15 protein-coding genes are annotated in these 13347 nt (G+C 69.6%); 10 read left to right on the forward strand and 5 right to left on the reverse strand.

The genetic code is table 11. The annotated features are described in order from the left end of the window. Positions 1–43: 43 nt before the first annotated feature. Both fabF and ABID41_RS11000 read right to left on the reverse strand, forming a co-directional pair. Positions 44–1309 carry a beta-ketoacyl-ACP synthase II gene (gene fabF, locus ABID41_RS10995; RefSeq protein WP_354297611.1) on the reverse strand — a complete coding sequence of 422 codons (1266 nt, stop codon included), beginning with the start codon at positions 1307–1309 and terminating at the stop codon, positions 44–46. Positions 1310–1314: 5 nt separating this feature from the next. Then, a complete protein-coding gene (locus tag ABID41_RS11000; RefSeq protein WP_354297612.1) occupies positions 1315–1785 on the reverse strand; it encodes a MarR family winged helix-turn-helix transcriptional regulator in 471 nt (156 codons plus the stop codon). Positions 1786–1915: 130 nt separating this feature from the next. Here ABID41_RS11000 and ABID41_RS11005 point away from each other — a divergent pair, with 130 nt between their 5' ends. Then, positions 1916–2497 (forward strand): histidine phosphatase family protein, encoded by a 582-nt coding sequence (locus tag ABID41_RS11005; protein WP_354297613.1) that lies wholly within the window; start codon positions 1916–1918, stop codon positions 2495–2497. Between the two features lie 80 nt (positions 2498–2577). Further along, positions 2578–2940: a SpoIIAA family protein gene (locus tag ABID41_RS11010; protein ID WP_354297614.1), complete on the forward strand. Its 363-nt coding sequence runs from the start codon at positions 2578–2580 to the stop codon at positions 2938–2940. On the opposite strand, the gene ABID41_RS11015 is transcribed toward ABID41_RS11010, so the two are convergent. Further along, complete coding sequence (locus ABID41_RS11015) at positions 2937–3725, reverse strand: LytTR family DNA-binding domain-containing protein (RefSeq protein WP_354297615.1); 789 nt, start codon at positions 3723–3725, stop codon at positions 2937–2939. The genes ABID41_RS11010 and ABID41_RS11015 overlap by 4 nt on opposite strands. Before the next feature lie 134 nt (positions 3726–3859). Here ABID41_RS11015 and ABID41_RS11020 point away from each other — a divergent pair, with 134 nt between their 5' ends. Genes ABID41_RS11020 through ABID41_RS11035 form a run of 4 tightly spaced genes read left to right on the forward strand, consistent with a single transcriptional unit; the run spans position 3860 to position 7263 of the window. Continuing rightward, the gene (locus tag ABID41_RS11020) at positions 3860–5035 is read left to right on the forward strand and encodes an acyltransferase family protein (protein WP_354297616.1); all 1176 of its coding nucleotides are present in this window, start codon (positions 3860–3862) and stop codon (positions 5033–5035) included. A 46-nt stretch (positions 5036–5081) separates the two neighbouring features. Continuing rightward, on the forward strand, positions 5082–5768 hold the full coding sequence (locus tag ABID41_RS11025; RefSeq protein ID WP_331929622.1) for a LemA family protein: 687 nt from the start codon (positions 5082–5084) through the stop codon (positions 5766–5768). Next, the gene (locus ABID41_RS11030; protein WP_354297617.1) at positions 5765–6568 is read left to right on the forward strand and encodes a TPM domain-containing protein; all 804 of its coding nucleotides are present in this window, start codon (positions 5765–5767) and stop codon (positions 6566–6568) included. Before ABID41_RS11025 ends, ABID41_RS11030 begins: the two co-directional genes overlap by 4 nt. A gap of 2 nt (positions 6569–6570) precedes the next feature. Next, positions 6571–7263: a TPM domain-containing protein gene (locus ABID41_RS11035; protein WP_354297618.1), complete on the forward strand. Its 693-nt coding sequence runs from the start codon at positions 6571–6573 to the stop codon at positions 7261–7263. On the opposite strand, the gene ABID41_RS11040 is transcribed toward ABID41_RS11035, so the two are convergent. Then, positions 7260–8891: a Na+/H+ antiporter gene (locus ABID41_RS11040; protein ID WP_354297619.1), complete on the reverse strand. Its 1632-nt coding sequence runs from the start codon at positions 8889–8891 to the stop codon at positions 7260–7262. The genes ABID41_RS11035 and ABID41_RS11040 overlap by 4 nt on opposite strands. A gap of 14 nt (positions 8892–8905) precedes the next feature. Beyond that, complete coding sequence (gene gloB, locus ABID41_RS11045) at positions 8906–9670, reverse strand: hydroxyacylglutathione hydrolase (RefSeq protein WP_354297620.1); 765 nt, start codon at positions 9668–9670, stop codon at positions 8906–8908. A gap of 81 nt (positions 9671–9751) precedes the next feature. Between gloB and ABID41_RS11050 the strand changes: the two genes are divergently transcribed. From ABID41_RS11050 to ABID41_RS11065, 4 genes are all read left to right on the forward strand, one after another. Beyond that, positions 9752–10510, forward strand: coding sequence for a class I SAM-dependent methyltransferase (locus tag ABID41_RS11050; protein WP_354297621.1), 759 nt, complete (start codon positions 9752–9754; stop codon positions 10508–10510). 78 nt (positions 10511–10588) lie between these two features. Further along, positions 10589–10933: a P-II family nitrogen regulator gene (locus tag ABID41_RS11055; protein WP_331932480.1), complete on the forward strand. Its 345-nt coding sequence runs from the start codon at positions 10589–10591 to the stop codon at positions 10931–10933. A 173-nt stretch (positions 10934–11106) separates the two neighbouring features. Beyond that, the gene (locus tag ABID41_RS11060; RefSeq protein ID WP_354297622.1) at positions 11107–12528 is read left to right on the forward strand and encodes a porin; all 1422 of its coding nucleotides are present in this window, start codon (positions 11107–11109) and stop codon (positions 12526–12528) included. A gap of 59 nt (positions 12529–12587) precedes the next feature. Next, the gene (locus ABID41_RS11065) at positions 12588–13286 is read left to right on the forward strand and encodes a 2OG-Fe dioxygenase family protein (protein WP_354297623.1); all 699 of its coding nucleotides are present in this window, start codon (positions 12588–12590) and stop codon (positions 13284–13286) included. Positions 13287–13347: the final 61 nt, after the last annotated feature.

The raw sequence follows: 13347 nt of genomic DNA on the forward strand, positions 1-13347 counted from the left end.
ATCGATCCGCCTCCCCTAGTGCGGCAGGATCTTGATCTGCCGCCTATCCCCAGCGCTTGAAGATGACGCTGGCGTTGACGCCGCCGAAGCCGAAGCCGTTGGAGAGGGCGTAGTCGAACTGGGCCTTGCGGGCGGTGAGGGCGACGAGATCGAGGCCTTCGGCGTCTTCGTCGGGGTGTTCGAGGTTCAGGGTCGGGGGGATCACCTGGTCGCGAAGGGCCAGGACCGTGAAGATCGCTTCCAGCCCGCCGGCGGCGCCGAGCAGGTGGCCGGTCGCCGACTTGGTCGAGCTTATGGCCGGACCCGCCCCGGTCCCGAACACCGACCTGATGGCGGCCAGTTCGCCCTTGTCGCCCACAGGCGTCGAGGTGGCGTGGGCGTTGAGGTGGCCGATGGCTGAGGGATCGAGCTCGGCCTGGGCCAGGGCCATGCGCATGGCGCGAGCCGCGCCCGAGCCGTCCTCCGGCCCGGCAGTCAGGTGGTAGGCGTCGGCGCTGGCGCCATAGCCCACCAGCTCGGCGATCGGCTTGGCGCCGCGGGCCAGGGCGTGTTCCAGTTCCTCGATCACCATGATCCCGGCGCCCTCGCCCATGATGAAGCCGTCGCGGTCGGCGTCGAAGGGACGCGAGGCCTTGGCCGGCTCGTCGTTGAAGGCCGAGCCGAGGGCGCGGGACGCGGCGAAGGCGCCCAGCGCCACGCGGTCGATGGTCGCCTCGGCCCCGCCGCAGATGGCGACGTCCGCCTCGCCCGCGCGGATCATGCGGGCGGCGTCGCCGATGGCCTGGACCCCCGCGGCGCAGGCCGTCACCGGCGCGCCCAGCGGGCCCTGGTAGCCGTAGCGGATCGAGACCCAGCCGGCGGCGAGGTTGGCGAGGAAGGAGGGCACGGTGAACGGCGAGAGCCGGCGAACGCCGCGCGTATCGGTGGTCCGGACGGCCTCGGCGATGGCTGGGAAGCCGCCGATGCCGGTGCCGATCACCGTGGCGGTGCGGCTCCTTTCGGCCTCGCTGTCGGGTGTCCAGCCGGCCTGAGCGATGGCCTCGTCCGAGGCCGCCAGGGCGAACTCGATGAAGCGGTCCATCTTCTTCTGATCCTTGCCGGGGACCGCGGCGTCGACGTCGAAGCCCGCCTCAGGATCCTCGGCCTTGGACTGGACCGCGCCGGCCACCTGGGAGGGCACGTCGGGCGCCAGGTCCTGGGGCAGGCGGCGCAGGCCGGACTGACCGGCGACCAGCCGGGACCATGCGGCTTCGACCCCTGTCCCGAGCGGAGAGACGAGCCCCTGGCCGGTCACGACGATTCTACGCATCTCACTTAACCTTTCAGCTCTTCCAAGGGGCTTTCAGCTCTTCCAAGGGCTTGGGCCGCACGTTCCAAGCGCACCAGGGCCTGACGGGTTTCGTCGGCCTTGCCCTCCAGGAGGGAGGCCAGATCGGCCTGGGCCTGACGCCAACTCGGGATGGTCGCCTCGATCAGGTCGGCGCCCGCGGGCGTCACCGCAAGGCGCCGGCCGCCGCGCCCGCGTCCGCCCTCGCCGGCGACGAGGCCGCGCGCCTCCAGCAGCTTGAGATTGCGCAGCAGGGCCGAGGGCTCGACCCCGACCTCTTCGGCCATGGCGGCCACGGAACGGTGCTCGCCCCGTGCAATCACGCCGAGCAGGACGTACTGGCTGATGTTCAGGCCGAACGGCTTGAGGCGCTGGTTGAAGGCCCGCGTCACCGCCCGCGCGGCCTTGCGGCTGCGGTGGCCGAAACAGAACCAGAGCATGTCCTCAGGTGGCGGCATTATCCGGCATATACAGGATTATTCGCGACGACCCAAGCGGTCAGGCGTTACGTGGCGACAGGTCTGGCGCGGGCCGGGCGGCTCGGGGACAATGCGGCAGGCCGATGGAACGAGCGGCAAGGGGAGACGCATGGAACTGATCCTGATCCGCCATGGACTGCCGGTCCGCCGCGACGACAGCGCCGATCCCGACCTGTCGGCCGAGGGCCACGAGCAGTCGCGAAAGGTCGCCGCCTGGCTGGCGCACGAGGGGGCGGACGCGGTGTGGTCGAGCCCGATGCGGCGCGCCGTGCAGACCGCCCAGCCCTTCGCCGACCATCTGGGCCACCAGATCAGCCTGCACGAAGGCGTGGCCGAGTTCGACCGCAACTCCGGGGCCTACATCCCGATGGAGGTGCTCAAGCGCGAGAACTACGAGGCCTGGCTGGCGATGGCGACGGGCGACCATGGCGTCGACATCGGGGAGTTCAGCGCCGCGGTGGTCGGGGCGCTGGAGGAGGTCATCGCCGCCCATCAGGGCCAGCGGGTCGCGGTGTTCTGCCATGGCGGGGTGATCAACGTCTGGACCGCCCATGTGCTGGGCATGGCGCCGAGGCTGTTCTTCGAGCCGGGCTACACCAGCGTCCATCGCTACATGTGCGCCCGCGGCGGCCAGCGGAACGTGCTGGCGCTGAACGAGCGAGCGCATCTTCGGGAGACGGCCGGAGCCTGAGTTCCGGGTTTCGCCGCGTTGACCGCAGCCAATGCCGCGCCTCGGAGTTGAGGGCGTATTCGTCGCGAAAGGAGCGGGACATGCTGTCCATCAAGACGGACGAGACGACGGGCTATATCGAGCTGACCGTGGACGGGGCTATCGAGCGGCCCGAGTACGAGGCCGCGGTCAAGGCGATCGAGGGGCTGCTGAAGACCCACCACAAGATCAACGCGATCGAGGTGGTGCGCAGCTTCAAGGGCATCGAGCCCAGCCTGTGGTGGCAGAACGTCAATTACAGCTTCTCGCGGCTGGACTCCTTCGGCCGCTGCGCGGTGGTCACGGACAAGGGGTGGCTCGGGCCGATGGCGCGGTTCTTCGCGGCGTTCCTATCGGTGGAGCTGCGGACCTTCGGCCTGGACGAGCTGGAGGCCGCGCGGGCCTGGGCCAAGGGCGGCGACTAGGCGCCGCGAATGCGGGCGAGCGCCTGGGGAAAGCGACGGGAGAGGGGCGCCTCGACGCCGCCTAAGACGACTGTGTAGTCACCGGACCGTTCCGGGCGCAGCTCCGTCACCCGTCCGGAGTTGACCAGCCACGAGCGGTGCGTCCGCACGAAGCCCAAGGGGGCGAGCTGGGCGTCGAGGGCGGTGAGCGAGGAACGCATCAGCGGCTTGCGGCCGTCGGCCAGGGTGAATTCCGCATAGTTGCCGGCCGAGGCGATGGCGAGGATGTCGACAAGGGGGACGCGCAGGACGCGGGCGCCGTCGCGGATGTCGAACATCGCCGGTCCGGCGGCGGGCTCCGGCGCGGCCGCCGCCTGGGGACCGTAGAGGCGGGCCATGCCCCAGAAGGCGGCGACGCCGATGAAGTAGCCGATGGCGTCCTTGCGGGCCTCGTAGACGAAGCGCGCGGGGAGGTCGAACTCGAACGGAATGCGCAGCCAGCCGAAGATGAGGGCGCGGAGCAGGTAGAAGCCGGTGACATGCGCGGCGGCGAAAGCCAGCAAGCCCAGGCCTTGCACGAGCAGCATCCGCCAGAGCGGCCGGCTGTCGGGCGGAGCGATGCGAAAGGCGATCCAGCCGATCCACATGAAGCCGATGGCGCAGACGGCGCTGGTGTACTCCTCCACCGCCGGCACGATCCAAGGCTCGTGCGGCCGGTCCTGAATGGCCGTCAGCATGTTGACCGTGTTGAGGGCCAGGACGGTCACGGCGAACAGCGGGACCGCGCGCCAGAAGACGCCGCTCATCCCGGATCTTTCGCCGCTGGTCACGCCTTGGATTCCGTCCGTCACTGGGAAGACGCCGCGCGCCCCGGCGGACTTTCACCGCTTCGAGCCGCTCGGCCAAGTCCAGACATCACTCGTGTTCTGGAGGCGCCGCCATGTCCCCCGCCATCAAGTCCGAACGCCGCCCCGATCTCGACTGGATTCGGGTGAGCGCCTTCTTCCTGCTGATCCTCTACCACGTCGGCATGTTCTACGTGCCCTGGGGCTTCCACGTGAAGTCGCCCGATCCGGTGGCCTGGCTGGAGCCGGTGATGCGGCTGAGCAGTCCCTGGCGGCTGACGCTGCTGTTCCTGGTGTCCGGCGCGGCCACCCGCTTCATGGCCGACAAGCTGAGCGCCGGGGCTCTGGCCAGGGCGCGGACCGCCAGGCTGCTGCCGCCGCTGGTGTTCGCCATCCTGGTGATCGTGCCGCCGCAGACCTATTACGAGATCGTCGAGAAGCTCGGCTATTCGGGCGGCGTGATCGACTTCTACCGAAAGTACCTGACCGCTTCGGGCCACTGGCGGACGGACGGCGCGCCGCTGATCACCCCGACCTATAACCACATGTGGTTCGTGGCCTATCTGCTGGTCTACAGCCTGCTGCTGGCCGGGCTGCTGCCGCTGTTTCGCGGCGGGGTCGCGGCGGTCGAACGGAGCCTCGATCGGCTGGCCGGAGGCTGGGGGCTGCTGCTGGTCCCGATCCTGGTCCTGGCCGGCCTGCAGCTCTGGCTGGCGCCGCGGTTTCCGATCACCCACGCCCTGTTCGACGACTGGTACAATCACGCGCTGTCGCTGGGGGTGTTCCTGTTCGGCTTCCTTTCGGCGAAGTCGGAGACCCTCAAGGCGGGCTTCATCCGCCTGCGCTGGGCGGCCCTGGCCCTGGCGGTCGCCGGTTATCTGGTCTTCATGTGGACCGATCCGCCGCCGGTGATCGGGCGTATCGCCTATGCGGTCGATCAGTGGGCCGCCATCGCCGCGATCCTCGGCTTCGCGGGCCTGCACGTCACCCGGGGCGGGCCGGTGCTGACCTATCTGACCCTGGGCGTCTTCCCGTTCTACATCGTCCACCAGACCTTCATCGTGGTGGCCGGCCACCATCTGGCGAAGCTGGGACTGCCGCAGGGGCTGGAGGCCCTGATGCTGGTCGCCGGGACCTTCGCGACCTGCTTCGCCACCTATGAGATCGTGCGGCGGGTGAACTGGCTGCGGCCGCTGTTCGGGCTCAAGGCCGAACCTCGGCGCGCGGCGCTACGCGCGGAGATTGCGCATGGCCGGGCTTCCGGACAATGATGCCCGCGCCAGCAACGAGACCTGGCGCCCCTGGGAGCATTCTCACGTGACCATCCTTCGCAATCGCCTCGCGCGCGTGGCCCTGATCGTCCTCGCGCCCCTGCTGATCGCCGGCTGCGGGATCAACACCATCCCGACCAAGGACGAGCGCGCCAAGGCCGCCTGGGCCGAGGTCCAGAACCAGTACCAGCGCCGGGCCGACCTGATCCCGAACCTGGTGGAGACGGTGCGGGGCTACGCGGCCCAGGAACGCCAGGTGCTGACCGAGGTCACCCAGGCGCGCGCCGCGGCGACCCAGGTGAAGGTCGACGCCTCGACCATCACCGACCCTGCGGCGTTCCAGCGCTTCGCCCAGGCGCAGGACCAACTGACCGGGGTCCTGGGCCGGCTGATGATGATCCAGGAGCGCTATCCGGACCTGAAGTCGAACCAGAACTTCCTGGCCCTGCAGAGCCAGCTCGAAGGCACCGAGAACCGCATCGCCATTGCGCGGCGCGACTACAACGCCGCGGTTCAGGACTTCAACACCGAGATCCGCACCTTCCCCGGCGCCCTGTGGGCCGGCACCGTGCACCGGTGGGCCAAGCCGATGCAGACCTTCCAGGCCAGCGCGGCCGCGCAGACCGCGCCGAGCGTCAACTTCGACACGCCGGCCGCGCCGTCGGTGAACATGCAGACCACGCCCGCCCCGGCTCCGGCGCCCACGCCAGCTCCTGCTCCGGCCAACCCATGATGCTGCGCGCGGGGCCGCGGGGCGTCTTCAGCCTTGCGGCCCTGATCCTGGCTTTCAGCTTCGCGGTCGCGTTTGCGGCGCCGACCTTCCCGCCCCTGACCGGGCGGGTGGTCGACAACGCCAACATCCTGTCGCCCCAGGCCGAACAGGAGCTGACCACCGAACTTGCGAACCTGGAGGCGCAGACGGGACGCCAACTCGTGGTCGCGACCCTGCCGGACCTGCAGGGCTACGAGATCGAGGACTACGGCTACCAGCTTCTGCGCACCTGGGGCATCGGCGACAAGGACCGCGACGACGGTGTGGTGCTGATCGTCGCGCCCGGCGAGCGGAAGGTGCGGATCGAGGTCGGCTATGGCCTGGAGCCGGTGCTGACCGATGCGCTGTCCAGCCTGATCATCAACCAGAAGATCCTGCCGGCCTTCAAGGAAGGGCGAATGGAAGAGGGCGTGGTCGAGGGAACACGCGCCATCGCCCAGCAACTGGCCCTGCCCGAGGACGAGGCGCGCGCAGCCGCCGCGGCCAGTGCCCGCCAGCAGACCGAGCACGAGGGCGGGATGGGCCCGGCGACCATCCTGATCATCTTCATCATCTTGTGGGTGCTGAGCGGAATGCTGGGCGGCTTTGGCGGCCGGCGACGTCGGGGCGGCGGCCTGTGGTGGCTGCTGCCGATCATCCTCGGCGGCGGCGGCGGAGGAGGAGGGGGCGGCGGCCGCTGGGGCGGTGGCGGCTTCGGCGGCGGCGGCTTCAGCGGCGGCGGTGGTTCGGGCGGCGGCGGCGGCGCCTCGGGGAGTTGGTAGTCATGCTCAGCGATACTGACCGCAGCCGCATCGAGCAGGCGATCAAGGCCGCCGAGGCGGGCACCACGGGCGAGATCTATTGCGTGGTGGCCGGGGAATCCTCGGACTATCGCGAGGTGCCGGTCGCCTGGGGCGCGATCGCGGCCTTGCTGGGGCCGGCCCTCCTGCTGGCCGGCGGCATCCATGTGACGGCGCCGGACGACCTGGGCGTCGGCTGGAGCGCGGCGCAGATGAGCTCGGCGGCCGAGGCTTCGGCCCGGGCGGCGCTGAGCGGCGCCATCCTCCTGCAGGGCGTGCTGTTCGTCGTGGTGGCGATCCTGGTGGCGATTCCGCCGATCCGGCGGTTCATGACGCCGCGGGGGCTGAAGCGCGAGCGGGTGCGCCGGCGCGCCAACGAGCAGTTCCTCGCCAAAAACCTGCAGGCCACGCGCGAACGCACCGGGGTGCTGATCTACGTGTCGACCCAGGAGCACATGGCCGAACTGATCGCCGACGACGGCATCGCCGCCAAGGTCGACGGCGGCGCCTGGGAAGACGCCATGCGCAGGCTGATGGCCGGTTTCAAGGCCGGGCGGCCGGCCGAGGGATTCGAGGAAGCCATCGGCATCTGCGGGGCCATCCTGGCCGAACACTTCCCGCCGCGCGAGGACGATAACCCCAACGAGCTGTCCGACTCCGTCGTCGTCCTGGGCTAGGTGGCGTAGCGCGCTTCCTGGAGGTCGATCTCGCGGATCAGCCGGCGGGAGGACTCGTCGTCGAGCTGGCGGGTGCGGGCGAGGTGGAAGATCGCGTCCCGCTCGGCGCGCAGGCCCGCGAGGCGGAGCTGGCGCTCGATGAGGTCGATCTTGCGGCCATCGGCCAGGGCCTCGTCCGACTGCTGGGTTCGATCTATGCGCTGGCGATAGAGCTCCATCACCCGCGCGGAGGCCTCGGTATAGAGGTCGGCGTCGGCGCGGCCTTCGGCCATCTGGTGCTGGGCCTGTTCGACGGCCTGGATGGCCGACTCCGCGGCGGCGAGGCGGGCGATGTCGATGGCGTGCTGCTGGGCGGCCTGCGGCGGCAGTTCGAGGTTCTTCAGGAGCCGCGGCAGGGCGATGCTGGCGGCGACCAGGGACACGATGATCACGCCGGCGGCCAGGAAGATGGCGAGGTTGCGGGCCGGGAAGGCCGTGCCGTCGGGCAGGGCGAAGGGCACGGTGAGGATACCGGCCAGGGTGATGGCCCCGCGGACCCCGGCGAAGGACATGGCCGCCACCAGCCGCCAGCCCATGGCCGGCGGCTGCTCGCCCCGGCGCTGGGCGCGGAAGATGGTCCAGCGCAGCGAGGTCCACACCCACAGGAACCGCAGCACGCCCAGCGCGGCGGTGATGACCAGGACGTAGATCGCCAGCCACCAGGGCTCGTGGTGGCCGGTGACGCGGACCGTCTCGGCGGCCCTGGCCATGATGCTGGGCATCTGCTCGCCCAGCAGGACGAAGATGACGCCGTTGAGGGTGAACTGCACGGTATCCCAGACCGCGCTGCGCTGCACGCGGGTGATGGCCTTGGCCCGGCCGCTCTGCTCGGTGAAGCTCATGGTCACCCCGGCGGCGACGGCGGCGAGAATGCCCGAACACTCGAAGTGTTCGGCCAGCAGATAGGCGCCGAAGGGAATCAGCAGGCTGATCAGGATCTGGGTGCTGGTGTCCTCGCCCAGGCGGTCGGCGATCCAGTTCTTGGCCTTGGTGACGGTCCAGGTGACGGCGACGCCGATCGCCAGGCCGCCGATCGCCACCCAGAGGAACGAGCCTACGGCCTCGCGCAGGGAGAAGGCACCGGTCATGGCGGCGGCCACGGCGAAGCGCATGCACACGAGGCCCGAGGCGTCGTTCAGCAGCGATTCGCCCTCGAGGATGTGCATCATCCGCTTGGGCACCGGCGTCCCGCGGGCGATGGCCGAGACGGCGATCGGGTCGGTGGGCGAGAGGATGGCCGCCAGGGCGAAGGCCACCGGCAGGGGCATGGCCGGGATCAGGTAGTGGATCAGCAGCCCGACCCCGAGGACGGTGAACACCACCAGGCCCAGGGCCAGTTCGAGGACGACGACCCGATCGCGGAAAAGGTCGTCCTTGGGGATCCGCCAGCCGTCAAGGAACAGCAGCGGCGGCAGGAACAGCAGGAAGAAGATCGAGGGCTTGAGGTCGACCGTCGGCACCACCGAGAGGGCGATGACGGCGCCCAGGGCGATCTGGACCAGCGGCAGCGGCAGGCGGGTGAAGCGCGCGGTGGTCCCGCTGATGATCACCGCCAGCAGCAGGAACAGGACTGTGGTGATGGTCGCCACGTGGACTCTGAAATCTAGCCTTTGAAACTATCCTTCGCGGCGCGGACGGCCGCGAACGCCTCGTAGTCCTTGACGCCCGAGAGGCCGAAGCGCCCGGCGAGGGCCGGCGCCCGCAGGAAGGGGTTGGTCGCCTTCTCCTGGCCGATGGTGGTCGGCACGGTCCACTCGCCCCGCTCGCGGGCGGCGAAGATCTGGTCGGCGCGGGCCTTGAGGACCGGATCGTCGTCCACCGACAGGGCGAAGCGGGCGTTGGAGGCGGTGTATTCGTGGGCGCAGTAGACGCGGGTGTCGTCGGGCAGGGCCGCCAGGCGCTGGAGGCTGGCCCACATCTGCTCTGGCGTGCCTTCGAACATCCGTCCGCAGCCGAGCGTGAACAGGGTGTCGCCCACGAAGGCGACATGGTCGGCAGCATCGAAGTAGGCGACGTGGCCAAGGGTGTGGCCGCCGCTCTCGATCACCTCGAAGCGTGTTTCTCCGAGCATGACGTGATCGCCTCCGGCGACCACGCGGTCGGGAGCCTGGCCGAGGCGCTCGACCTCCTGCGGGCCGACCACGGTGGCGCCGGTGGCGGCCTTGATCTGCGCATTGCCGCCGGCGTGGTCGGGATGCCAGTGGGTGTTGAGGATCAGGTGGAGCTTCCAGCCCAGGGCGTCGAGTTCGCGCAGGATCGGCTCGGCCTCCGGCGTGTCGACGCAGGCCGCGAGGCCGGTGGCCTCGTCGCGCACGAGGAAGCCGTAGTTGTCGGAGAGACACGGAAACTGATGGACGGTGATCGACACGGGGGTCCCTCCAGGCTTCTTGTCGGTGTGTTCGCGGTTTAGGGTCGGCGTTCGGCCAAGTCGAGCCTAAGTCATTCACATATGCGTCGCGACGTTCTCGATCTCCGCCAATTCTACGCCACGCCCCTGGGGCGCGCGGCGCGCGAGATGGTTTCGCGCAAGGTGCTGGAGGCCTGGGACAACACGGCCGAGCTTGACGTCCTGGGGCTTGGTTACGCCACGCCCTTCTTGGGCGCGCTCGGCCTCGCGGCGCGTCGGGTGGTGGCGGCGATGCCGGCGCAGCAGGGGGTGGAGCTCTGGCCGGCCGGCGCGCCGAACCTCGCCTGCCTCTCGGCCGAGGATTCCCTGCCGTTCCAGAACGCCTTCTTCGATCGGATACTCGCCGTCCACGCCCTGGAGGAGAGCCCCGATCCCACGGCGCTGCTGCGGGAGGTCTGGCGGGTGCTGTCGCCGACCGGGCGGGTGGTGGTGGTGACGGCCGCGCGCAATGGCCTCTGGGCGAATGCCGAGAAGACGCCTTTCGGTCACGGACGGCCCTATACGCGCAGCCAGCTGGCCGAATTGCTGCGTGAGGCCGAGCTCGAGCCGACCGGCTGGACGCGAGCGCTGTATGTGCCGCCGGTCGGCTGGATGGCGGGCTGGGCCGAAGGCTTCGAGCAGGCCGGTTCACGGCTTTGGCCGGGCTTCGCCGGCCTGGTGCTGACCGAGGCGGTCAAGGAGAGTTTCGCGGTGAAGGCCAAGACCGCGCGGGCGCCGGTCCTCGTGGCCCGCCCGGCCTTGTCGCCTTTGCCGGCGGCGAACAAGGCGCCGGTTTCGCGCTCGCCGGAACCCAGGCGCTAGACAAGCGCTTGGACACGGCATCGCTTGGTCCTAGCTTGGGGGCGGCGGCCAGCGCCGCCGCAGCAGTGGAGTCGCGCCATGAAGATGATCGTCGCAGTGATCAAGCCCAGCCGCCTGGACGCGGTGCTCGAGGCGGTCACGGAGGCGGGCGCGTCCGGGCTCACCGTCACCGAGGTCCGGGGATACGGCCGGCAACGCGGCAAGACCGAGGTCTATCGTGGGGCCGAATACGAGGTGAAGCTGTTGCCCAAGGTGAAGCTGGAGATCGCCGTGCCGTCGGACATCGCCAATGCGGTGGTGGAGGCCGTCGCACGCACGGCCAATACCGGCAAGATCGGCGACGGCAAGGTCTTCGTGCTCGATCTCGAACAGGCCCTGCGCATCCGCACCGGCGACAAGGACGCCGCCGCGATCGCCGGCTGAGGACAGGCCCCGGCGAGGCCGGTGTCACGTTTATGGCTTAGCTTTGAAGCTGATCTGTAGCGGAGTTGTCACGTAACTTTTACAAAACCCAGGTAGGCGGGCCATTGGCGCCCGGCCGAGGGGCGCTCCCACTCTAGTTGGAGACTCGGGACCTCAGGCCCGGGGGCGAAGCCATGAAATCACAAGTCGCGGCCCTGTCGGCCGGAGTGCTCTTGCTCGGGGCGAGCCCGGCGCTGGCGCAGACCAAGCCGCCGATGAGCGCCGAGGAGGCCAGGGCGCTGAAGGACGACATCGCCGCCCTGCGCGCCGAGATCGCCGCCATGGAGCGCCGGCTGGAAGAGTCCGGCCTAGCCGCGGAAACCGCGGCCGTCGCGACCGCGCCCGCTGCGCCTGCCGCTCCGGCGCCCGCCGCCGCGCCGGTGCAGACGGCGTCGGTCTCCGATACCACCATCACCTGGAAGGGGGCTCCGGAAATCGCCAGCGGCGACCGCAGCTTCAAGGTGAAGGGCCGCATCCAGGCAGACGCCGCCTATGTGGACGCCCCTGGCGGCCTCGACGACCCCGGCCTCGGCTTCGGCAACGAGATCCGGCGCATCCGCCTCGGCGGCGAGGGGCGGCTCGGCGGCGGCGTCGGCTACAAGCTCGAGTTGGAGCTTTCCGACAACGTGGTCGAACTGGTCGACACAGTGATCACCTACGAAACCAAGAACTGGCTGCTGAGCGTGGGCAACCACAACCAGTTCCAGGCCCTGGACGAAATGACCGGCGACAGCTCCGGGAGCATGATGGAGCGAGCGGCCTTCACCGACGCCTTCAACTTCGAGCGCCGCCTCGGCGTCTCGGCGCAATATCGCGGGATCAAGGACTGGCTGTTCCAGGGCGGGGTGTTCACCGACGACATCGAGGCGCTGTCAAACAGCAGCGACGGCCCCGAGGGCGGCGACGAGAACAACAGCGTCGGCGTCGACGGACGGGTGGTCTATGCGCCGAAGCTCGGTGACACCCAACTCCATCTGGGCGCCTCGGCGCACTATCGCGACCTGAACCGGCTTTCCGACTCCTCGACGCGCTATCGGCAGCGGCCGTTCGTGCACGTCAGCAACAGCCGCCTCATCGGCACGCCCTCGCTCGCCGTGGATGACGAGACCCACTACGGCGTCGAGTTCGCCGCCATCCGCGGACCCTGGCACGTCGCGACCGAAGGGCATTGGCTGGACGCCTCGCAGGTCAACGGGCCCACGGCCAACTTCGGCGGCGGCTATGCCGAGGTCGGATATTTCCTCACCAAGGGCGACAGCCGCGCCTACAAGAACGGCATCTTCGATCGCACCAAGCCGGTGTCGCCGATCGATCGCGGCGGGCTGGGCTATGTGCAGCTCAACTTCCGCTACGACTATCTGAACCTCAACGACGGATCGATCCGCGGCGGGGAGCAGAACGGCTACATCGCTTCGCTCATCTGGGGGCCGCTGGACTACCTGCGCCTCAATCTGAACTACGCCTATCTCGACTATGACGGCGCTACGCCCCTGGACGACGGGCGGCGGAACTATGGCGTCCATGTCACGGGCGCGCGGATCGAAGTCGACTTCTGACCTGGCGGCTTGAACGGGGCTCGCAACAGCCTAGCTGAGGGGCTGCGAAAGGGCGTCGAGTGATCCAGGATCTGAAGGCGCGCGTGGCCGGCGAAGGCTTCGCGCGGGTGAGCGGCGAGGACATGGGCCGATTGATCGGGGCCGAGGCCCGGATCGGGTGGCCTGCCTATTCCGCGTCGTGGGCCGACCTTGCGCCCGACCAGTTCATGGCCGACGGCGGCCGCTATCGCCGCCGTCGCTACGCCGCCTTCGAGGTCGACGAAGCCGGCGCGCGCCGGCTTCCCCATCAGCCCCACTTCCAGAGCCTGGACTACAACCGCCTCAACGGCGGGGTGGATCGGTGGTTCGAGCCGATCACCGAGCAGGTCGCCGGCGATCCGCTGACCGACCGGATCATCGGGCTCTGCCGCGGTGTGTTCGGCGCGGGCGGTTTTCCCTGGCAATGCGAGATGCACCAGTTCCGCATCGAGGCCCGCGCCGGGGAAATCGGCCAGCCGACGCCGGAGGGCGTTCACCGGGACGGCGTGGATTGGGTGCTGGTGATGCTGGTCGCACGTCGGAATGTGGCGGCCGGGGAGACCAGCATATTCGACCCGCAGGGCCGGCCACTCGGCAGTTTCACCCTGACCGAGCCGCTCGATGCGGTGTTCCTGGACGACGCCCGGGTCTTCCATGGCGTGACGGCGATCGAGGCTGTGGACCGAACGCAGCCGGCGTTCCGCGACGTGCTGGTGGCGACCTTCCGGCGGAAGGGCTGACGGGCCCAGCTTGGCGCTCGCGATCGACTGTGCGAGACGAGCGCTGAGGTCGGAGGGGAAA

Origin of the sequence: Phenylobacterium koreense (assembly GCF_040545335.1) — a bacterium.
Classification (GTDB): domain Bacteria; phylum Pseudomonadota; class Alphaproteobacteria; order Caulobacterales; family Caulobacteraceae; genus Phenylobacterium; species Phenylobacterium koreense.